Consider the following 22,847-nt stretch of genomic DNA (forward strand, 5'->3'; position numbering starts at 1 on the left):
GGGAGAAATCCATCGCTTCTGCAGAAGCCTGGATATACGTCGCCCACATTCGCCTGCTCACACGCAGGCTCGCAAGAGCTTGATATCAAACCATTCTTTTTGATTCAGGCTCTCAGAGACAAGCTGAGGACTGACGATCTCTCGAAGCCTGTCGATCTCGGCAATTCAAAGTCTGTCGAAGACGGGCCTGCAGCGCCAACCGCATCAGCGGAATCAGACACGCCCAAGGATTTGATCGACCAGTACTACGCCCAGCTCGATACGCCATATGTTTCAGCTCCCATGCTCGACAGCATGATGGAGTACATGCACGATGCCGATAAGTTCTATGGCGTGATCGTTGGCCATCATAACCTTCTCCCACAGAAGACGCCGCGTATAGCCCCTTACGCCGAAATGCTGAATGCAGGCTTCGTTCGGTCCCAAATCCTGTCCGCAGACAAGCCGGTTTTGTATCTGCACGGCCACATCCATCAAGATCCAATCGAGGTGGTCAGTGATCCCCGTAAGCCGCGAAGTCAGCTGATCTCGATTTCAGCTCCGGAGATCAGTGCGGGCTTCAACGAGATTGTCCTTTTCGTTTCGGAAGAAAACGATCTTATAGGTGTGCGGGTTATTCCGCACCGTACCCGGCAGGCCGATGGCACGATCGTAGAAGAAGAAAATTGCTTCATACCGTGTCCGTCGATTACGCGCAGTTCGCTGGACGATGATACTTGGGGGCTTCTCAAGCGTCTCGAGACGTATCGTGCTGAAAGGGGAACTGACTTGCTTTGGTGGAATCAGGTCGCAGATCTGGTGCGCTCTACCCCAGTGGCAGAGAAGCTCGAAGATGCTCTGATCATGCTGCACGCATCAGGACGTATCGACGTACAGGATCTTGCGAAGTCGAATAGGGATTGGCGTATCCAGGTGAAGGGTAAGTAGATGCAAAATCCTTTCGGACCCAACCGGATCGAATATGAGAGCCGACCTGTCCTTTGGTTCAGCCAGAAAGCAGGCAACATCGCAAAGGCTGCGAAACCTGTGTTCGTCGCTGGAACTCGAGGTAGCGGGAAGACAAGTATTCTCCGCTCGATATCCACGGTGCACATTCTCGAAGACCAGAATCTAAATGCGCAAACCGGAACCCTCGACTGGTACGGAGTCTTCTTTCAGCTCAACGAGACCTTCTCACCGCTAATCGACAACGCTGTCCTCTCTCTCGTTCCTGAGCCCATCCGACTGGACCCGATGGCCGTAAGTCAGCGGCAGTTCGTGATCTTCTCTCACTATCTCGAACTCAAGATCGTGGAGCGCCTCTTGGAGACACTGAGTTCGCTTCGTCGCGAGGGGCACCTGCGGTACTCCGCGAGTTCTGACCGAGACACTGCATTGAACATACACGTAAATGCCCTGCATTTTCTTCAGATCGAAGGAAAGCGTGAATTCTTCGGACTAGGCGAACTAAGATCGCTGGTATCGCGGCATATTGAGCGCTGCTTTAACGCTCTCTTCTCAGGCGGTGGGCTTAGCAACTCGCCGTTCTTTGCTACTGACCCAGGCACGGTACTCAGCAAGGTCGTTACAGCGGTATCACCACTAATCAAGGGGCCTGCCTTTGCAGATGATGGGCCACTTAAGTTTAAAATAATGATTGACGACTGTGAGGTGTTAACACCTTTACAGCAGCAATTTTTGAACACCCTCGTACGCAAAACTCGCGGTGAGGTGAAATGGGTCCTAGCCTACATCGGAGGGCTATACGACACGATTAGGACGGTCCTGCCCGGCCAGTCGCTATCAAGTGCTGACCGTGACGTCGAGAATCTGGATCTTACCTCTGACAACAGTTTTGCCCAGCTTTGCCAAAACGTGGCTTCGTTGCGTCTCTTCTATGCACTGCCGGACAGCGCGCGCGGTAAGCTGAAGAACGGAGATCCACTCACTGCGTTCTCCCTAAAAAAACGACTCGGCATCTTGTCTGTAAACCAGATTATCGATCGCGTTATCGAGAGTGCCAGCCCCGAAAGCAGTGAGGGCCGCCTGAAGCTGATCCACGTCGCCGAAGAGGCGCGGGAGTTTCTCTCACTTAAGCTGACTAGGTCCGAGCGTGGGCAACTGGCACTAAACTTCAAGGCGCGGCCGTATGTGGAAGGGCTCGTGCTCAATCAAATGTCCGGGAAGTATCGCGATCTTCTCGGAGACGCTGTCGATGTACGCGCAGTTCAAAGACGGATAGCTCGGAAACAAGGTTGGGCTTTTCTCGAGGCCTGCAAGATCCTGCGACTGCACGAATATCCCTACGTCGGTCACCAGATCATCATGCAGCTCAGCGACCACTGTATTCGCGATTTCCTCGACATCATGGGCGAAATCTACCTCCGCGTCATGAGCAGCGGCCCGAGCCTCAGCCGCATGATTGAGTTCATCAATACCGACACCGAAATCCCGATCGAACAACAGCGCCAAGCTGTAATTGCTGCGTCCGAGAAAAAAGTGCAGGGGCTGCGATCCCTGGCGCAGCCATTTGAGGAAGAAAGCGTCAGGATGGTGCGGGCATTCGGTCGACTAACCGCCAAGCTCCAAACAGAACTCGGAGACGACGAGCCAAATGGCACGACTGAGCGGGGACTTTTCAAAATCAATCGAGAGGAGTTGCGTGCGGTCGCAGACAAAATGAACCTCTCGGACGGCAAGATCGACGAGGTTCTGAAGCGTGCTGAAAAGGACGGCTTCATCCGCGAAGTCTCCGATCGGGGTAAGTTGGAAAGCCCTGATTACCATCCGGACGCCAAAGAGGTCACCATAAGGCTTCACCACCGATTTGCCCCCCACTTCAGGTTCTCCTACCGCGGGCCATATGAGGTGAACACCCTCCCAGCGGGGCGCGTGGTCGAACTGTTGATGACGCGGACACATACACCTGAAGACTGGGCGGACTCCGTATTCAGGGACCTCTACCCCTCTGCGGAAGAATGGAAGCATCTCCAAGGTTCGCTGTTTGACGATGGCAAGTCCAATGTTCAGTAACAGTTACAGAGTCTACGGGAATATCGCCGTTTCCGAGCACGTCACTGAGACGACCGTGCCTATCAAGGCCGACATAGCAATCGTTGCATTGGGGTGGGAAAGCAGATGCACCGCGCTCGAAAAACATTGCGAACTTGATGTCAGACAGCTGCTGGTACTCGACTTCGCACTTAAGGGCAGTGGTAGTGCCGCTGTGGAAAAGAGCCGACAGGCATTAAGCGAATTCGCATCGCGGCGGGGAGTGGAGTTCAGTGAATTGTCGCTGAATCCGTCGATCGACTATCAGAGAAACATGCACACTCTTCAGGTCTCCCTCACGGAAATCGGACGAAAATTGGGAACCTACCATGGTACTTTGCGTCGCGTGTTCGTCGATTGCTCCACAATGCCTCGCATCTACATGCAATGGCTGATCGCCTACGGCTTGGGTGGCGGATCGATACATGCCATCGATTTCGGATACGCTGAAGGCACTTACAAGTCGGATGGCGATGCCACCGCATTTTCCAGTCAGGTCGATAGGTACGAAACGGTTCCACTGCTGGAAGGAAGTGGTGGCATGGGAGACGAGAAACTGCTGCTAGTCGGGCTGGGTGGCGATGCCGACATGTTTTACGGCCTTGTGCACGAGTTCAGCCCTGAAAGGGTTGCGGTACTCGTTCCGCGGAGCGAACTGCATAGCGAAGTGGACAGCCTGCTCGATCTGCAAATTGCCAAGGTCAAAGAAATGTACCGCTTGGAAGATGACGAGATCTCTGACATTCCTGCGTTCGGGCTCGCATCATGTCTTGATGCGATGAAGGCACATGTCGCGGGGACGGGTAAACGTGCGGTGATCAGCGTTTTCGTTGGCGGCCCGAAGGTTCAGGCCATTGCGACGGCCATCTTTGCCTGCTCAGACAAACGAGTGCAAGTGAAGGCCAGAATTCCGAAAAGTTACCCTCATCGGGAGGTCGGTGCCAATGGACGTTATCACATCTATCGGCTCATCGACCTGACATCTCCCGCTTGCAGTCTGACCGACACTTGGTGACGCACACGCCCTAGCTAGAACTACGCAAGTTGCAACGTTCGCTTTTGGGTAAAGCAAACTCTGCCCGAACGTCCACGAAGAGGCGCAAACCGGCCCCCACGCCCCCCTCACCCCGGCGCGCTCAACTCACTTCGCCGCCAAGCGGCCGGCGAAATCCCCACCGAGCGTTTGAATTCCCGCCCAAAGTGATAGACGTCGCAGAAGCCGCAGGCTTCCGCCACTTCGGCCAGAGGCTGGTCGCCTTGCACCAGCATCGACTGCGCCTGCATCAGCCGTTCGCGCATCAGCCATTGGTGCGGGCTGGTGCGCAGATGTTTCTGGAACAGCCGGCGCACCTGTGAGGCGCCGAGGCCGGTGGCTTCTGCCAGGTCGGCCGCGGTCCAGGCGAAGCCCGGGTCGGCGCGCATGGCTTCCAGCGCCGAGGCCAGCGGCCCCGGCAGATCGTCGTGGCCGGCACCATTCACCGCGCGGTCGACCATCAGCAGGAATTCGGCGACCAGCTGGTTGAGGCGCAGGTCGATGCCGGCGTCGCGCCGGCGCAAGGCGGCGAACAGGCGCTCGAACCAGGGCGCGGGGCTGGCGGCCTCGGCGAAGATGGTGCGCGGCATGCCCTCGCCGAACAGCTTGCGCCGCAGGATCGCCGGGTCCGGTCCGTCGAGCCGGAACCACAGCAGCGTCCAGGGGTCGTCCGGATCGGCGCAATGCACATGCGGCGCCTCGTTGGCCATCCACGCCAGCTGGTTGGCCCGCACCTCCAGCCGCTGCCCCAGCGTCTCCACATGCCCCCTGCCCGAAACGCAGTAGAGGATGTCCTGGCCGGGGTGGAAAGCCCGTTCTATGCGGTAGTCGCGCGCCGCCGCCACCTTGCCGGCGCGCAGCACGCTGAACGCCGTGCGCGTCCATCCGGCGGCCGGCACATAGTGGAAACTTTCGAGAACGGAAGACTTTTCCATGATGCGCGTTTTATACAAAACACAGGCCCGCCTGTCCATTTTGTTCGCCGTCAGCCACCGCTATGGTCGCCTTCAATGAGGCCGGGGTTTCGGCGCGGAGTCGCTGGAAACCTCGGGGTTTAGGGGCTTTCACGGCGCAGGCGCCGCCGGCGGCCCGACAGTCCAGGGAGGCAAGACGATGCTGGCGATGACGAGGAAAGAAGCGGAAGACTACGCCCGTGACGGCTATATCATCCGCAGGGGGCTGCTTGATCTGGCGGAGGTCGAGAACTTCCGCGATCACGCCCGCGCGCAGCTGGAGGCGGAAAACAAGAGCGGCGCCGTGATGGCCAAGGGCGACAAGGAGGGCAAGACCACCCTTCTGAAGATGTGGACCAAGGCCGAGGACGACAAATACGGCCTGCTCGCCCGCGACGAGCGCATGGTCGACCTCGCCGAGGACGCCGTCGGCAAGCCGATCTACCTCTACAGCCACAAGATGACGATGAAGCAGCCCAATGAGGGCGGCGCCTGGGAATGGCACCAGGATTTCGGCTACTGGTACAATTACGGCTGCCTGGCGCCGGAAATGATGAGCATCTATGTCGCGCTCGACAAGGCGACGCGCGAGAATGGTTGCCTGCAGGTGCTGAAGGGCACCCACAAGCTCGGCCGTCTCAACCACATCAGGGAGAACGACCAGACCAATGTCGAGCAGGAGCATCTCGAGGCCGCGCTGAAGCGCTACGAGCACATCTATGTCGAGATGGAAGCCGGCGACGCGCTGATCTTCGACGGCAACTTGCTGCACCGTTCCGACGCCAACCGGTCCGACACCTATCGCTGGGGCTATATCTGCTCCTACAACGCCGTCGAGAACGCGCCCTTCAAGAAGGTGCGCGAATACGGAAACTTCGACGAACTGCGCAAGGTGCCGGCCGGCTCGTTCCGCAAGGCGTCCTGACGCCGCCATGACCGGTGCGGGCGGCAACGCCCGCGCCACGGCCGCATCCTGGAAAGATCGTGGCCGGACAGGGAGATAGACACCGATCCTGAATCATTTCGGGAACGGTTTTTGAGACATCGGCCCGCGCCTGAGCTCGGCCAGGACGATGAAACGGAAGAAGTGGTCGCGCCGGTGAGGACCGGTCGATCACGCGCAGGGAGGATACTGCATGACCCAGGCGGTCAGGACCGGCGCGCGCGCGCCAGCCACGGACCGATTCACGCTGGCACGGCTGTTGCGGGCGCGGGAAGCAGGCGTGTTCATCGCCCTTCTCGTCATGTGCCTGTTCCTGTCCTTCGCCACCGATGGATTCCTGACATCGCTGAACCTGCTCAATGTCGGACGCCAGGTCTCCCTGCTCGGGATCATGGCTGTCGGCATGACGTTCGTTTTGATCGCGGGCGAGGTCGACCTTTCGGTCGGCTCGACCTACGCGTTCTCGGGCCTTGCCACCGGCATGCTGATCATCGCCGGCTGGGCGCTGCTGCCGGCCATCTGCGTCGGCCTCCTGACCGGCGTCGTCATCGGCCTGGTCAACGGCGTGCTCTCCACCTATGGCCGCCTGCCCTCGCTCATCGCCACGCTCGGCATGCTGTCCATCGTGCGCGGCGCGGCCCTCATCCTCACCAATGGCCAGCCGGTCACGGTCAATGCCCGCAACGGCGCCCTGCCCGACGTGCTGCAAAGCTTCGGCTTCATGGGCCAGGGCTACCTGTTCAGCGTCATTCCCATGCAGCTGGTGTTCTTCGTCCTGGTGGCGGGCCTTGCATGGCTGGTGCTGTCCTTCTCCAATTTCGGCTTCCGCGTCTATGCCGTCGGCGGCAGCGCCAAGGCGGCGCGCGTTTCCGGCATTTCCGTCAACAAGGTCAAGATATCGGCCTTCGTGCTGATGGGCGTGCTTGCCGCCTTCGCCGGCATCCTCGGCCTCGCCTTCCTGCCGTCCAGCCAGGCCGGCCGCACCGGCCTCGGCCTCGAGCTCGACGTCATCGCCGCCACCATCGTCGGCGGCGCCTCGCTGTCGGGCGGCGAAGGCACCATCCTCGGCACCATCCTTGGCGTGCTCATCATCGGCGTCATGCGCAACGGCCTGGTGCTGATGGGCGTCTCGCCCTTCGTGCAGGAACTCATGATCGGCCTCGTCATCATCGTCGCCGTCGGCATCGACAAATGGAGCACGCGCCGCACGGGCTGAGCCAACCGGCAGAATTCACAAAACCGAAGCAACCAGAACCAAAAAGGGAGGACTATCCATGAACTTCAGACACGCCATCCTGGCGGCGGCCATCGGCCTGTTTCCGCTTTCGGCGCATGCCGCATCCAAGCTCGCCGATTTCCAGCTCGCGCCGCGCATCAAGGCCAAGATCGATGCCGGCCAGCCGCTCGACCTCTATGTCTCCTACCATGACGTCTCCAACGAATTCGCGCCGTTCATGAAGGCCGGCGTCGAGCGCGCCGCCAAGGAAGACAAGGTCGGCGCGCAGTTCATCGGCCCGGTCGGCGCCGATGCCGACGGCCAGATCTCGGAAATCGAGACACTGATGGGCAAGATGGACGGCCTGGCGATCTCGTCGGTCTCGACCGACGCGCTGGCGCCCGTCATCGACCGCGTCATCGCCGCCGGCATTCCGGTCGTCACCTTCAACACCGACAATCCCGAGAGCAAGCGCCTTGCCTTCGCCGGCCAGGACCTCGTGCAGTCCGGCCGCGAGGCCGGCAAGCTGATGTCGAAGGTGCTGGGCGGCAAGGGCAAGGTGATGATCACCACCATCGACGCCGCCGCGCAGTGGTCGCTCGACCGCGAAAAAGGCGCGCGCGAGGCGCTGAAGGCCGAGCCCGGCATCGAGGTGGTCAACACGCTCAACACCGGCACCGACCCGCAGAAGATCTATTCCGCGATCGAAAACGCCATGCTGGCCAACCCCTCGATCACGGGCGTGCTGTCGCTCGAATGCTGCTCGACGCCGGCCGCCGGCACCTGGGTCGAGCGCAACAAGGCCGCCGACAAGGTCAAGGTGGTCGGCTTCGACCTGCTCGACCAGACGGTCCAGCTCGTCCAGGACGGCAATGTCGACGCCACCATCGACCAGGCGCCGGAAAAGCAGGGCTTCGCCGCCGTCGACCTGCTGGTGAAGTTCCTCAAGGGTGAGACGATCGACAATGTCGACACCGGCGTCGGCATCTACACCAAGGAAAACATCGCCGAAGTCGTCAAGAAGAAGTAATCGACACGCAAGCGGCCGCCGGTCCGCATGGGCCCAGCGGCCGCTTGCACACATTCAGCCAGCTCCCAAGCCAGCAGGTCATGACAGACACCCAGCCCCCTGCCCCGATCGTCGATATCTCCGGACTGACCAAGCGGTTCCCCGGCGTGCTGGCGCTCGACCGCATTTCCGTCGCCTTCCGGCCCGGCGAGGTCCATGCCGTGATCGGCGAGAACGGCGCCGGCAAATCGACGCTGATGAACATTCTCGCCGGCGATCTGCAGCCCGATGGCGGCGAGATCCGCATCGACGGCAGGCTGGCGACCATCGCCTCGCCGCTCGCCAGCCGCGCCGCCGGCATCACCGTCGTCTACCAGGAACTGGCGCTCTGCCCGACGCTGAGCATCGCCGAAAACATCATGATGTCGGACATGGCGGCGCGCTCCGTGGTGTCGCTGGTGCCGCGCGACGAGATGCGGCGCGAGGCGCGCGCAGCACTCACCCGCCTCGGCATGGGCACGCTCGATCCCGACACCAAGGTCTCCCGCCTCTCGGTCGCCGAGATGCAGCTGGTCGAGATCGCCGGCGCCATCCGCCAGCGAGCCCGCGTGCTGGTGCTGGACGAACCCAATTCCGCGCTCTCCAAGCGCGAGAGCGACCGCCTGTTCGAGATCGTCAAGCAGTTGCGCGCCGACGGCGTCACCGTCATCTACGTCTCGCACCATCTGAAGGAAGTGCTCGACCTCGCCGACCGCATCACCGTCATGCGCGACGGCCGCACCATCGAGACCATGGACAATTCAGGCCTGTCGGAAGACCGGCTGATCCGCGCCATGGTCGGCCGCGAGCTCGACACGGCGGCGCAATGGTCGCTGCAGCCGCAGGCCCGCTCGCATGAGGCGCCGGTCGTGCTCTCGGTCGAGAAGCTTGCCGCCCCCGGCCTCGACGCGGTCAGCTTCCACGCGCGGGCCGGCGAAATCCTCGGCATTGGCGGGTTGCCGGATTCCGGCAAGGACATGCTGGGCGAAGCGCTGTTCGGCCTGTGCGGCCGGCAGGGCCGTGTCACAATCGACGGCAAGGAGCTTCGCGGCGGCGACCCGCAGGCCTCGATCCGCAACGGCATGGCACTGGTGCCCGCCGACCGGCGCGGCGCCGGCGCGCTGTTGACCATGAGCGTCGCCAACAATGTCGTGTCGGCCTCGCTGCCGCGCTTCTCCATGGCCGGCTTCATGCGCCGCGCCGCGGTGCGCCGCGAGGCGCGCGCGCAGGTCGCCCGGCTCGATGCGCGCATTTCACATCTCGGCCAGAAGCTCGGCACGCTTTCGGGCGGCAACCAGCAGAAGATCATCCTCGGCCGCAGCCTGGTCACCAACCCGCGCGTGCTTGTGCTGCACGAGCCGACGCGCGGCGTCGATGTCGGCGCCAAGGCCGAGATCTACGCCATTTTGCGCGGCATCGCCGGCGAAGGCGTGGCGGTGGTGATGATCTCGTCGGAGATTCCCGAATTGATCATGAACGCCGAACGCGTTCTGGTGCTGCGCAACGGCCGCATTTCGGGCGAACTGACCGGAGCCGGCATCAACGAGGAAGCGATCCTGGCGCGCGCCATGGCGTCCTGAACGAGGCGATTGATGACTAAACCCGAGACCGCACCAAAGATCACGATCGTCGGCAGCTTCGCCGTCGGCCTGACGATCCGCGCACCGAAGCTGCCGATCTTCGGCGAGACGATGCTTGGCACCGATTTCGACATGGGCGCCGGCGGCAAGGGCTCGAACCAGGCTGTGGCCACATCGCGCCTCGGCGCCAGTTCCTCGCTGGTCGCCATCATCGGCACCGACAAGCTGGCCGGCATCGCCACCGACCTCTACGCGGCGGAAGGCGTCGACGCGAGCTTCGTGACGACAAGGACGGAGCGCGCCACCGGCGTCGGCTTCATCATCCTCAACGACAAGGGCGAGAACTTCATCGTCCTCGACATGGGCGCCAACGAGCTGATGGACGCGGCAGTCGTCGACAGCGCCGAGCAACGCATCGCCCAAAGCGATGTGGTGATGACCGTGCTGGAAGTGCCGACCGCCGCCGCCGCGCGCGCCATGGAGCTTGGCCGCAGGCATGGCGCCCGCACCATCCTCAACCCGGCGCCGGCGCGCCAGCTTCCCGACGCGATCTTCACTGATGTCGACTATCTCACGCCCAACGAGAGCGAATTGCGCATCCTGCTCGGCCTGCCCGCCGACGATCCCCGCTCCTCGCGCGAACTGGCCGGCGAGCTTCGCCGTCGCGGCGTGCGCAACGTCGTGGTGACGCTCGGCCGCAGCGGCGCGCTGATCCTCACCGACGAGCTCGACATCATGGTGCCGGCCGTGCCCGTCGATGTGGTCGACACCACGGGCGCCGGCGACGCGTTCAACTCCGGTTTCGCGGTGGCGCTGGCCGAGGGCCGCGACATCGTCGACGCCGTGCGCTTCGGCGTCGTCTGCGGCTCCATCGCCTGCACGCGGCTCGGCGTCATCCCCGGCCTGCCCGAACGGGCGCAGGCCGATGCGCTGTTCGCGCAGGCCCTCGAGACTACCTGGTCCAGATAAACGGAAGGAAACGCCATGAACCGGAACCGGCTGCTCAACGCAGAACTGTCACACGCCATCGCCTCGATGGGCCATGGCGACCTGATGATTGTCTGCGACGCGGGCTTTCCGATCCCGTCCAGCGCCTGGCGCATCGACCTCGCCATCTCGCCTGATGTGCCGGACCTGGAAACGGTGCTGGCGCCGATCGCCCAGAACCTGATCGCCGAGCGCGTCGGCTATGCCGACACGCTTCCGGTGCACAACGCACCGTTGCTGGCGAAGCTGAAGCGACTGTTCCCCGACGCCGATTTCGAAACGACCACGCACGAGACGATCCTCGGCGAGATGGCCAAGAAGGCCAAGGTCATCGTGCGCACCGGCGCCTTCGACCCCTGGGGCAACATCCTCCTCTATTCCGGCGTCGACGTGCCGCAATGGTTCTCCAAGCCCGGCGTCGTCGCGCCCGACTATTACGCCAAGAAGCTGAAGGGCTGACATGCCCCGCATCTTCGACTTCGGTGGCCGCGAGGTCGACCGCACGGTGACCGTCGCCGGCCTGCGCGCGCTGAAAGGCAGCGGCCGGCATGTGGCGCAGGTGACGGCGGAGACGGCGGACGAAGCCGCCGCCGCCGAAGCCGCCGGCATCGAGATGGTCGTCTGCCGCGCCGTCAACGTGGCGCGTGTGCGCGAAGGCTCGCGCCGCGTCTTCGTCACCGCCGCCCTCGGCTTCGCCGACGCCGTAACCTCGGACGAAGTCCTGCGCACCGCCTTCTCGGCCATCACCACCGGCGCCGACGCCGTCATCACCGGACGCGGCCACGACACGGTGCGCATGCTCGCAAACGAGCAGATCCCGGTCATGGGCCATCTCGGCTTCGTGCCGCGCAAGTCGACCTGGGTCGGCGCGATCAGGGCGGTCGGCAAGACTTCTGCCGAAGCGCTGGAGCTGTTCGACCGGTTCCGGCGGCTGGAAGATGCCGGCGCCTTCGCCGTCGAATGCGAGATCGTGCCGGCCGATGTCATGGAAGAGATCAACCGCCGCACCGGGCTGGTCACCGTCTCGCTAGGCTCCGGGCCGTCGGCGGACGTGATATTCCTGTTCACCTCCGACATCACGGGCGAAAGCGCCCGCCTGCCCCGCCACGCCCGCGCCTGGGGCGACCTCGCCGCCCTCCACAAGGCCGTCCGCGACGCCCGCGTCGAGGCGCTGTCGGGCTTCCGTCAGGAAGTCGCCGGCGGCAGCTATCCGGCGCAGGCGGAAGTGGCCGGCATAGCCGATGCCGAGCTCGAGGAATTTCGGAAGCGGCTGGCGGCCGAACGCGATTAGCGAGTCCCACAATACCCGCCCGCTCAAGGAAACACGTTCACCTTCTTGACGCTGACCTCGGCCGTTCCCTGGTTGTTGTGGGTGTAGAAGAAGTCGTAGACGCCGGGCAGGCCGAGCACGGCATCGTTGACGTAGACATAGAGCTCGCCCGAGGCCTTGGGCTTGATCTCGGCGGTGAGCTTTGCGTTCGTGCAGTCTCCGGGAATGACCGGCTCGACGGCATCGAGGACATATTCGTCATTGCCGAACCGGCCGACGCGGGCGATCGGCTTGAAGTAGGGCTGCGCCCACCAGCGCTTCATCAGCGTCGCCAGATAATGCGCGACGCTGCTTTGCGGCACGCCGCGCGTATCGGCGCACAGCCTGTCGCCATCCTTCCAGGGCTGAGTGATGGAGATCGTCACCTGGTACCGGACGCCCTCCTGCAGCCAGTTGCCGGTGTCGCCGCAAATGTCGGCGGTCTTCATGGTATAGGGCGTTCCCGTCAGCCTTTCGGCGCCGGTCGTGTCCGCCAGCGCGGGATCGGCGCAGAAAGCACCCATCGAATCCGCGACCTCGAACGTGACCTTGTTGGCCGCGAACAAGAGCAGGCCCGCCGAAAGCGCCAGGAACACCGCCGGCAGCACATATTCCCGCAGATTTTCGTAGACCCGCTGGGCGAAGCGGTTGGTGCGGATGACGCGGGCGAAGCGCAGCGAAACAGGTGTTGGCGGCACGCCCGTGCGCGGCCCGCGCCGGCTGAGCACGACATAGGTGGCAAGACAGCCGATGCAGCCGATGGCGAAGAAGCCGGCGCCGTAGTTTCCGGCAAAGCCGAGCGCCAACGCGCCGAAGCCAAGCACGATTGTCCCGATCAGCGATGTGCGCCGGTGCGCATCAGTCCGGTTTGACCGCAGCACGTCATCGCTGCGGTCGGCCGCGACATTCCAGGCCGATCGCGCCCGGTCGTTGATGCGCGTGCGCAACAACGCGTTCACCCACAACAGGGCACCCAGGGCAAGGCCGAGCCCCGCCGCCAGGATCGAATGCTTGGCCATGGCATCCACCCAGGGCGCGGCGATGCCGGGCAGGAAGCCGCTGACCAGGCCGATAACGGGCCCGACCAGGCCACCCGCCTGCTGATCGAGCCGACCGGTGACGCCGAGCGTGACATAGCCGGCGAGCAGCGGAAACGCCAGGAACAGCATGGCGATCGCCAGCAGCGCATAGTAGACGCCCCGCCGCCACCACACGGTGTCGCGCATCAGGCGCATGCGTTCCAGGCGGCTGGCGGCATGGTCATTCTGGCTCTGCGGCCTCGGACTGCCCCTGCCGCTCTCATTGCCGGCGGCCAGCACCTCCCTGGCCTTCCGCGGCCGGCGCGCCCTGTCCTCCTGAAGCTGGGCGAGCGCTTCGCGGAACTTCCTGTCCATGCTGGCGAGGTTGCGCTTGCGACCGGCCGGAAGCGGCAGCTTGTCGATGGCCGCAACCTTGCGCATCGATTTCAGCTCTTCATCGGGCAGCCCCGTGAACGGCACTTTCGCACCCAGCGGCGACAGCACCTCGATATGCTCGGGCAGCGCTATCGGCGCATAATCGTCCGCGCCTTTCGCCATGCGCATGATGACGCTGGCGTCGACCAGCGGCTTCACGCCTGGCCCCATCAACTGCTTGGCGTCGCGCGGATGGTAGCGGTAGAAAACGCTGACACCGGAACGGGAATCGTAGATGCGGCCGGCTTCCGAGGCGTAATCCCAATAGTCGGCCACGACCTCTTTCTTGAAAACCAGGCCCTGTTCGGCCGCCTCGCCGATCATCCAGCACAGCGGTATGTGGGCCAGCCTGTCGTCGGGGTAGCCGCCGCCGACATTGGCATGGCAGCCGGCAAACCAGACCTGCAGCAGGCGTGGATCGGCGGGTTGTGTCCCTTCGTGCGCGGCAGCTTTCAGCGCCGGCGCGGGTTCATTCCACGGGATGGGAAAGAAGGTGCGCCGCTCGTCGTCGATGCTGAAAGCCTGCCGGGCGCAATCGACCGCGTCGAGAAGACCCCGCTTCTCGAATGTCATCGGCCACACCCATTTGTTCACGGCCTTGGTCAACTCGTCGACAGGCAGCCCATAGGCCGCGACCGTGTCCCACACGCCGACGAAGGCGATGCGGATCTCGCTGGCCGAACGGAAGGCGGGGGCCTGCTGCTGAGCCTGCTTGTAGCTTCGGCTGCCGGTGATTTCGTTCCACAGATCGACCGCCCGGTCGCGTATGTAGCGGGCGAACACGACCCAGGGCAGCTTCGACCCGAACGCCTTCGGCCGGTATGCCCGATAGGCGGCGAGCGCGTTGCGGTCCAGCTCCTCTTCCGACTTGAAGTCGACCAGCCCTTCCCTGGCGATCATGCCGACCAGCACCCGGATGGTGAAGGCGCCGCGGCTGAAGCCGAAGGCGAAGATCCTGTCGCCCTCGCGATAGTTCAGGCACAGGAACTTGTAGAGCGCCAGCACCCGACGCTTGACGCCGAAGCCGAGCGCCAGCCCGATGATCTCGAAGGGTTTGAACTGCGACGTGCCGACGCCGTCGCTGAACACGGCGATCTGGTCGCCGCCGGCCAGGTCGAGCGCCTGGTAGAGCCGCCACACATTGGTCTTGAAGGCCTTGGCGGCGCTATTGCCGGTGCCGTCGGCGAAGACGACGATGTTCCGGGATTGGTCTGGAGCATCCGCCATCTCCGCTCCTCCGGGCGTCGACCCTACTGCTTGGCCGCGCGCACGTATTTGTCGATCTTGCCGAGCAGCCCCCACGCGGTCAGGGCCAGAGAGACCGGCATCAGGATCGGAGCCAGACCGGGGATCGAGCCGATGATCGGGATCAGTTCGCCCAGGGGCGAGGTTGTCGCCGCGGCCCCTGCCGTTCCAGGCGTCAGCAGGGCGCTCGCCAACACCCCCAAGATGCCGAGCGCGCTCTTGCGCCCATCGAGCAACTTTCCCAGCCATTGGCCGAGTGCTCCATTAACCGGCGTCAGCACATTTGTGGCCGCGGAATCCGGCGGCAGGACGACCGGATTGCCGTCGAGCCCCTGCGCCAGTTGCCGCAGCAGAAGCGCCAGGCTGGCCGCGGCCGCCACGCCCGTCTCGGCACCGGCTGCCGGCGTGGTCGTCGTTGTGGTGGCTCCAGGTGTCGTCGTCGTTGTCGCCGACTGCAGCGCCGTCAGCAGCGCCTGGATGATATCGCTCACTTTGTCCGTCACGACAGGATCCCCTTCTTCGCTTAGGTTCGGCGTGGGTATCGGAAGCGTCTGTTCGCCGTCTTCCTCGAGCCAGCGCTCCGTTTCGAGTCGCAGCTTGTTGACGCGCCGGTTGAAGCCGTTCTTGAAATGCTGGTAGTTGGGATGCGCGCGCAGCTTGGCATCGTAGAGATCGATCACGTCGCTGATCAGGTCCGAAAGCGGCGCCTTCGGGATCGCGCCCAGCGTCTCGCCGCCGATGCCGCCATCGACCGCCACCGAGGCGCCGTTCTGGTTGAGCGCCTTCTGCAGGTAGATCGCCGCCGTGCCGAGGCCTGCATGCACCGCGACATTGTAGACGGCGAGCGCGAGCGGGCCAGGCATCATGCCGCAGGAGGATTTCGACCAGTATTGCGAGAAATAGATGTCCTTGGCTTCCTGGTACGACATGTTGGCGACATCGGCCTTGGTGACCGGCTTGCCGCGCCACGCGGCGAGCGTGTTGCGGGTGATGCCGAAATTGGTGGCGCCGCCCGGGTCCTTCGGATCGTCCGAATAGCCGCCCTCGAACTCGCGCACGATCTCCTGGGCCCGTTCGAAATTGGCCTTGCCGCCATCGGCGGGCGGTGGCGGCGGCTGGCCGCCGGTTCCCGCCGCCTGGGGTCCGCCAGTGCCCTGCGTGGTGGCGCCGTTTGCCTGCGGCGTGCCGGCGCCCGACGGCCCGGGCGCGCCCGTCGGCGGCTGGAGACCCAGCGCCACCAGCAGCATCGTCAGCAGATCCGGCGGCATGTCGGTTTCATCGGGCAGGTCGGGATTGCCTGTTGTCGCCTCCTGGGCCGGGCCGGAGGGCGTGGGTGCGTTGCCGGCATTGGCAACGGTCGGCAGCGGCACACCCAGCGCCGCCGCCGTTATCTCGCCGCAGACGCCGTCGGCCGCGCCGGCGCCGAACTGGCGCCTTTGGAAGGCCACCAGCGCCATCAGCGAAAGCCGCCCGAAATTACCGTCCGGCGTGTCCTTCAGGTCGCCCTGGTTGACCAGCGCCTGCTGGACTTTCTTGGCGAGCGCTCCCGATGAGCCGAAGCGCACGACCTGCTTCAGCGCCGTATCGTCGACCTTGTCGACGGACGACAGCTCCTCGGCCGTAAACAGGAGATAGACGAAACGGGTCTGCTTGGTACCGTAGGCGCTGTCGATGAACGCGCGCCACGGGCCGGTCTCCGGCGCCATATTGCGCGACGGCGACTGCGGCAGTCCGCAGATCACCTGGCAGCCGGCGCTGGAATAGCCCGTCTCCGGATTGTCGTAGTAGGCGCAGTGGATGTTGTCCCAGACGAAGTCACCCGGACCCGAGCCGAAATCCAGCCTGTCCTTGAGGTCGTAGTCGAGATTGTCGGCGGTGCGCCACACCGGCTGGAAGGATGCCTGGCGGAAGGCGCGATGGCCGCTCGACTTGCCGGGCTTGTGCATGCCGCGCTCATGCTCGAACCGGCCTGGCATCAGCAGGTTGGTGCCCGAGCCGCCATTGGCCTTGGCGTTGGTGATGTTGGGCAATGACGGCACCGTCGAACCCGGGAACACCGCCACCTCGTCGGTCTCCACCTTCCACTGCCCAAGCGTGCAGCGCATTCGGCGAAAATCATAGGCGCTGAAATGCGCCGGCTGACTCTGCGCGAAAGTATTCTCGAACGGATGATCAGGTGACAGGCCACGAACACCAAAGAAAATCATGCCCTTGGCAGGAATGGCGTAGCCGTTCCTTTTGGCAGCGCGGGCGAGCAAGCTCGCACTTATAGAAATGTCCGCCATTGGAGCCCCCCAATTCGGCAACTCCAAATCGTATTCTTATATTTGCCAATATGTCAAGCGAGTCAGATTCGCCAATAAAATAAGATGAATCAATATCGTCGGGGATGCATTTTAATAAACTGTCTAAAGTTTGCCTTGAACCGAAAAACAATGGCCGATGAATTTGACGATGCAACCCGGCCGCCCCGCGAGGGGACGCCGGGATTGTCAACCGCGTTCAGAAGCGCGTCGAGAAGCTTGCCTTGAAGGCGTTTTCCATCGCGCCCGAGGCGAACTGTCCATCATAGGTAAAGCCGAGTCGGCTTGCCTGGCCGATCGCGAGATCGATGCCCGCCTGCAGCGCCAGGGCATCCCTGGCGATCGGCACGCCGGTCACCGTGAAGCTGTTACCGCCGGCGAACGACAGCTCGGCGGCGGGCAGGTCGGCGAAGGCGTGCCGCCAGCCAAGCGAGGCGCGCGCTTCCAGCGCCGAGCCGCCGAGCGTGAACGCGCGCGACACCCGGGCGCCGAGCGTGGTGAACGTGGCATCGTTGCGGAAGCCGCCGGAGGACAACGCCGCCGCCCCGCCATCCTCGCCGAAGCCGCGGGTCGAGAGATGGACATAGGCGAGGCCGGCGAAGGGTTCGATCTTCATCGCACCGGCATCGAAGGCGCGAGACGCCTCGCCGAACACCTGCACCGTGCTGGCGCCGTAGCTCGCCTTCAACTGCTCGCTGAAGCCCGCAAAGGCGGGGGCGCGCGTGGTGTCGATGTCGTGATGGCTGTAGCCGGCACCGAACTTCAGTTGCACCGTGTCGATCATGCCGCCGCCATAGGCCGCAAGATGCACGCTCGTCACCTTCGCCGAGGAGGCGCGGTCATCGACATCCAGCGAGCTTATGCTGATGCCGCCAAGGAAGCCGAGCGTCCAGCCATCCGCAATGGTCGCATCCGCGCCGGCGAAGAAGGCGCCGGTGCTGGCATCGACATCCCCGGCATTGCCGTCGCTCGCCAGCGAACGGGCAACGCCGGCGCCCTGCATCCAGAAGCCCCTCGCCCCGGGATAGGCGATCGCGGCGCCGGTCCGGCTCAGCGCCGCGTCGCGCAGCAGGCGGCTTTCGTCGACAAGCAGGCCCGCGGTCGCCGCGTGCACCTCGCCCGAAAGCTGGTCGAAGGCAAAGCGCGCGCCATCGGCCGAAAGCGGCGCGATGGCATTGTAGACCGGATTGCCGGCGCCAAGTCCCTCGATGCCGCCGGCCGCCGCCCTCTGGTTCGGCGTTTCCGCGACGGATGAGAAGTCCACGGCATTCCGTGTCAGGGTCAGCACGACATTGTTGCCGTCATCGCCCGTATAGCTCACGTCAGGCGTCAGGAAGGCATAGACGTGGGTAATGTTGGCGAACTGGCCCGTCACGGCGCCGGCGCCCTGGTTGTCGATGATGGTGTAGGTCTGGCTCGGCTGCCAGCCGGTGCCGGTCAGTTCATGCAGGGCAAGCGTGCCGCCGCTGACATCGACCGTGCCCGTCACAACCACCTTGTCGGCGCTGGTCGGATTGATCTCGACATCGAGCGTGCCGGCCAGCCGGTAATTGCCGTTGATGGTCTGCGTGCCGATCGAGGCACCGGGCGCATGGTGGCCGCCGGCCTGGATCGTCACCGTGCCGCCGGCCAGCGTGCCGATCGTTCCGGTGCCGCCGAGGGTGGCGCCGCTCGCCACTGTCACGTCGGCTGAACCTAGTGAACCGTCGACCTGCAGCAGGCCGGCATTGACCGTGGTGGTGCCGAGATAGGTGTTGGCGCCCGACAGGATCAGCTTGCCGGTGCCCTCCTTGGTGAAGCCGCCCTTGGCCAGCGCCCCGCCGTCGGAGATGATCCCCGAGATCGTCTCGTCGAGATTGAGCGCGCCGGTCTTGAGCGTATGCGCGCCGAGCGTGATCGCGCCGTCGCCGGAGACGGAGCCGAGCGCCACGCAGTTGCACAGGCCCGCCGCATCGAAGGTCGAGATATCGAGCGTGCCGCCGCTCTGGTTGATGACCTTGGCGGAAGTCGAGGCATTGTCAGCCCGGAACGCGGTGGTGCCGCCGCTCTCGTTGGTGATCACCGCGCTGCCGGCGCTGCTGCCGGCCAGGAACACGGTTCTGCCGTTGCCCTGGTTGGTGATGCCGGCTGTGCCGGCGCTCGACTGGTTGTCGAAGACGACCGAACCGTTCTGGGCCGAGATCGTCAGGCTGCCGGCGCTGACCGGGCCGGCAAAGCGCAGGCTGGGCTTCAGCGTTGCCGCCGGCGCGCCCGTCACCGAAACCCCGCCGGTGCCGAGCGCGCCGTTGGCCGCCGCAACGAGCTCGCCCTCCTTGATCGTCGTGCCGCCCTGGTAGGCGTTGGCCGCACCCAGTGTCAGCGTGCCGTCGCCGAGCTTGACGATGCTTCCCGTTCCCGAGATGCCGACATTGATGACGGCATTGTTGACCGCGGCGCCCGGATCGGCCGCGACGATGATTTCGGTTGCCGCCGAATTGGTGACCAGCGCGCCGCCGGCGCCGGCCGACAGCGTGTAGGTCCAGTTGGCCGGATGCGAGACGAAACGCAGGCCGGTGAAGGTCTGCGATCCGACCACGCTGACCGTGCCCGGCGTTCCGGCGAACACCGCCTTCTGGCCGGCCCAGGCGGCGTTGATGTTGCCGGCGGCATTCGTCCAGTTGGTGTTGGCGCCATTCCAGGTGCCGTTGCCGCCGCTCCCATCGGCAATGCCGCTGGGGCTCATATTGGCGCCGTCCCAGTATTGTTCGCCGGCGCCCGTCGCGACCAGCAGGTTGACCACGCCGCTTCCCGCCTGGATCGACCAGTCGCCGGGATTGAAGCCTGCCGGCACGGTACCGATCACCAGCCCGTTGTTGGTCAGCGTGCCGCCATAATTGGCGATGCGATAGGTGCCGTTGCCGAAGCCGCCGGCGTCACTCACCGAAAGCTTGCCGTCCAGCGTCAGCGCGCCGGTGACGTCGAACAGCGGCGTCGTGCTGGCCGCGCCCAGGGAGACGTTGATGTTCGAGCTGTCGTTCAGCGTCAAGGAACTGAGCGTCAGGGTCTGGCCGGCGACGCCAATGAGCGTGCCGCCATTGGCGACGGTGGTGGCGCCGACCGAGCCCGTACCGCCGAGCGCGCCGCCCGAACTGACCTGGAAGGCGCTCGACGCCATCGAGCTGTTGACCATCATCGTGCCGGCATTGACGTTGGTGGTGCCGGAGAAATTCTTGGCGCCGCCGAAAATCGTCAGCGTGCCCGAACCCTGCTTGGTGAAGGTCCCGGTGCCGTTTATCTGGCCTTGGTAGCTCGTGTCGGCCGAAGTGCCCGCCGTCAAAGTGCCGGTCCGGATCTCGAGCCGGCCATAGCCGGAGAGATCGCCCACCGTCTGGTTGAAACCATTGAGGTCCAGCACACCGCCGCTGCCGATGATGGCGCCCGTCGTCACCAGCCGGTCGTTGCCGCCCAGGATCAGGCTGCCGAAGGTCAGCTTCGTGCCGCCGGTATAGGTTTGCACACTGTTCAGCGTCAGCGTGCCGTTGCCCGACTTCTCGAAACTCCCCTCGCCCGAGATCACGCCGGAATAAGAGGGTGTGAGGTTGGAATAGAACAGCAGCCTGCTGTGGTTGACATAATCGCCGGTCAGCGAGCCGTTGCCGAAGATGCCGCCCACGTTCAGCTGTCCGCTGTTGATCGTCGTGCCGCCGCCATAGCTGTTGGCGCCGGTCAGAGTCGACGTGCCGGTGCCGTTCTTGATCAGTTGGCCGCTACCGGAGATGACGCCGGCATAGCCGAGGCCGAAATCGGTCGAACGGTCGATGATCAGCGTGCCGTTGTTGGTGACATTGCCGGTGATGCTGCCCGTCGTGCCGCCATTTCCGAGCTGCAGCACGGCGCCCGCATAGATGGTGGTGACCGGCGTGTAGGTGTTGTCAGCGGTGAAGATGGTCGTGCCGGCGATGATGTTGACGGCACCGGGTCCGTTACCGTCCAGCTTCGGCGCAAACACGTAATTGCCCGACGTGTGGTTGAAATTGACCGCTTGCGGCGCCACGGCGCTGCTGACGAAAATGGCTGTCGAAGCCTCGAGCGTGCCAGGTGCTGCCGCCGCGCTGGCGGCATCCGCGCCGATGTTGATCGTGCCCGAGGAGCCGGCCACACCGCCGATGCCGACGCCGCCCGTGCCGCCATTGACCCTGACCACGCCGCCGTTGGCGATGGTCAGCACGCCCTTGCCGGTCCCGCCCACGACCAGTCCCTGCGAGGCGTTGGCCGGAGAGCCGAGCGTGTCGCTGATCGTCCAGAGCGAACCGGTTCCCGTCACGGTGACAGTATCCGACGTGGCGGCCGTTGCATCGCTGGCGCTGGAGATAATGGTGTAGCCGGTGTTGAGCTTGCCGCCGCCCGACACGGTCACCGTCGCCGTCGAATTGTTGGCGTTGCCAAGATAGAGCCGATAGGGGGTGGTGAAGCTGGAACCCGAGCCGTCGATGGTGATCGCCGCCTTGGAATTGGCCGTGTTGGCGATACGGGCGTCGCCCGCGAGATAGCTGCTGGCGGTGGAATCGATCAGTACCGTGCCGCCGGCCAGCACATTGAGTTCCGAGGTCTGGCTGATCGACCCCATCGCCAGCGGCACGTTGTTGTAGACGCCGGTGATCTTCCACTGTGAACCGGCGCCGGTGACCGTGACCTTGCCGTTCACGATGTTGCCGACAGGCGTGCTCAGGATCGAGTTGGCCGTGCTGGTCACCTGCCCGCCCCCGGAGACGAGCAATGTGCCGGTGCCGACGCCGCCGACCGAGAGGTTTTCGGTCGTCCACTTGGCGTTGCCCGAAACCGTCGCCGTGCCGACGCCCGTGGCGTTGCCGCCGACATAGCTGAGCTTTGTCGAGGCGGTGGCGTTGTCGAGCAGCTGGAAATCGCCCTTGCCGTCGGCGCCGATGATGAAGGTGGCGATGCCGGCATTGCTCAAGGTGAGGTCGGAGCCGGTGCCGGTGACCACCAGTTGCCCGTCGGCATTGACTGAGCTCTCGCCGATGGTGATGTTGCCGCTGGATACGAGCTTGCCGCCATCCTCGACACGGACGCGGCCGACGGCGCCGGCATCGGCCGATATCGACAGGAACGTGTTCGTCCATTGCGACCCGGCCCCGGTGATGGTGACCGTGCCCGAGGATGACGGGTTGTTGGCCACGACGGCGCGGTTGGAGGTAACCTTGCCACCGGCCGAAATGGTCAAGGTGCCAGAGCCATAGTCACCGACGGTGAGGTAGCTGGCGCTGACCGCCAGCGTGCCGGCGCCGGTGACGACAAGCGCTCCGTTCGTGCCGGCCAGGCTGCCGATGGTGATGGTGTTGGCGAGCGCCCCGGCCGTGCTGATGGTGGCGGTGTTAACGCCCGCGGTGTTGATGGTGAGCTGGTCGGCGGATGTCGGCACCGATGACGGTGTCCAGTTGCTGGCGCTGAACCAGTTGTTCGAGGACCCGTTCCACGTCAGCGAGGCGCCAAGCGCCAGGGTCGAACTCGATACCAGCAACGCCGCGCCGGCCAGCGCAAGCGAGGCACGACGGCCCGCGATCGGACGCATTTGACTGCCCATTCGAACTCTGCCCCCAACGACCTGCGGATCGCTTTTCGACCCACGCAACATCCCCTTGGGCACACCGGCCGGCGGCCCGACTGAGAGGCTAGAGATGCACCTGTCGGGTCGATACCGGCAGATAGGGACAGATGCGGACAATTCAGGACATGGATTGGCCGGGAG

At 64.2% G+C, this 22,847-nt stretch carries 14 protein-coding genes; 10 read left to right on the top strand and 4 right to left on the bottom strand.

The annotated features are described in order from the left end of the window. From FFS37_RS36065 to FFS37_RS32575, 3 genes are all read left to right on the top strand, one after another. Window positions 1-927 (top strand): hypothetical protein (locus tag FFS37_RS36065; protein ID WP_210240505.1); only part of this gene is annotated, 927 nt, incomplete at its 5' end. Then, a complete protein-coding gene (locus FFS37_RS32570; protein WP_137935033.1) occupies window positions 928-3,012 on the top strand; it encodes an ORC-CDC6 family AAA ATPase in 2,085 nt (694 codons plus the stop codon). Then, window positions 3,002-4,045 (top strand): hypothetical protein, encoded by a 1,044-nt coding sequence (locus FFS37_RS32575; RefSeq protein WP_137935034.1) that lies wholly within the window; start codon window positions 3,002-3,004, stop codon window positions 4,043-4,045. Before FFS37_RS32570 ends, FFS37_RS32575 begins: the two co-directional genes overlap by 11 nt. Window positions 4,046-4,152: 107 nt before the next feature. Here the strand turns inward: FFS37_RS32575 and FFS37_RS32580 are convergent, their stop codons facing one another. After that, window positions 4,153-4,998: a helix-turn-helix domain-containing protein gene (locus FFS37_RS32580; RefSeq protein WP_232375862.1), complete on the bottom strand. Its 846-nt coding sequence runs from the start codon at window positions 4,996-4,998 to the stop codon at window positions 4,153-4,155. 178 nt (window positions 4,999-5,176) lie between these two features. Between FFS37_RS32580 and FFS37_RS32585 the strand changes: the two genes are divergently transcribed. From FFS37_RS32585 to FFS37_RS32615, 7 genes are all read left to right on the top strand, one after another. Next, the gene (locus FFS37_RS32585; RefSeq protein WP_137935036.1) at window positions 5,177-5,941 is read left to right on the top strand and encodes a phytanoyl-CoA dioxygenase family protein; all 765 of its coding nucleotides are present in this window, start codon (window positions 5,177-5,179) and stop codon (window positions 5,939-5,941) included. Between the two features lie 211 nt (window positions 5,942-6,152). Further along, window positions 6,153-7,175: an ABC transporter permease gene (locus FFS37_RS32590; protein WP_137935037.1), complete on the top strand. Its 1,023-nt coding sequence runs from the start codon at window positions 6,153-6,155 to the stop codon at window positions 7,173-7,175. Between the two features lie 58 nt (window positions 7,176-7,233). Continuing rightward, a complete protein-coding gene (locus tag FFS37_RS32595) occupies window positions 7,234-8,205 on the top strand; it encodes a sugar ABC transporter substrate-binding protein (RefSeq protein ID WP_137935038.1) in 972 nt (323 codons plus the stop codon). Window positions 8,206-8,285: 80 nt separating this feature from the next. Further along, window positions 8,286-9,803: a sugar ABC transporter ATP-binding protein gene (locus FFS37_RS32600; RefSeq protein WP_137935039.1), complete on the top strand. Its 1,518-nt coding sequence runs from the start codon at window positions 8,286-8,288 to the stop codon at window positions 9,801-9,803. Between the two features lie 12 nt (window positions 9,804-9,815). Then, window positions 9,816-10,772, top strand: a complete 957-nt coding sequence (locus FFS37_RS32605) for a ribokinase (RefSeq protein ID WP_232375863.1) — start codon at window positions 9,816-9,818, stop codon at window positions 10,770-10,772. Between the two features lie 15 nt (window positions 10,773-10,787). Further along, window positions 10,788-11,249, top strand: a complete 462-nt coding sequence (rbsD, locus tag FFS37_RS32610) for a D-ribose pyranase (RefSeq protein ID WP_137935041.1) — start codon at window positions 10,788-10,790, stop codon at window positions 11,247-11,249. A 1-nt stretch (window position 11,250) separates the two neighbouring features. After that, on the top strand, window positions 11,251-12,081 hold the full coding sequence (locus FFS37_RS32615) for a 3-methyl-2-oxobutanoate hydroxymethyltransferase (RefSeq protein WP_137935042.1): 831 nt from the start codon (window positions 11,251-11,253) through the stop codon (window positions 12,079-12,081). Window positions 12,082-12,104: 23 nt separating this feature from the next. Here FFS37_RS32615 and FFS37_RS32620 read toward each other — a convergent pair whose 3' ends face one another. From FFS37_RS32620 to FFS37_RS32630, 3 genes are all read right to left on the bottom strand, one after another. After that, window positions 12,105-14,780, bottom strand: coding sequence for a T6SS phospholipase effector Tle1-like catalytic domain-containing protein (locus FFS37_RS32620; protein WP_137935043.1), 2,676 nt, complete (start codon window positions 14,778-14,780; stop codon window positions 12,105-12,107). A 23-nt stretch (window positions 14,781-14,803) separates the two neighbouring features. Continuing rightward, a complete protein-coding gene (locus FFS37_RS32625; RefSeq protein ID WP_137935044.1) occupies window positions 14,804-17,083 on the bottom strand; it encodes a glycosyl hydrolase 108 family protein in 2,280 nt (759 codons plus the stop codon). A 217-nt stretch (window positions 17,084-17,300) separates the two neighbouring features. Then, on the bottom strand, window positions 17,301-22,670 hold the full coding sequence (locus FFS37_RS32630; RefSeq protein WP_171026512.1) for an autotransporter domain-containing protein: 5,370 nt from the start codon (window positions 22,668-22,670) through the stop codon (window positions 17,301-17,303). Between the last annotated feature and the right edge of the window lie 177 nt (window positions 22,671-22,847).

It is taken from the genome of Mesorhizobium comanense, assembly GCF_005503535.1.
Taxonomy (GTDB): Bacteria; Pseudomonadota; Alphaproteobacteria; order Rhizobiales; family Rhizobiaceae; genus Mesorhizobium; species Mesorhizobium comanense.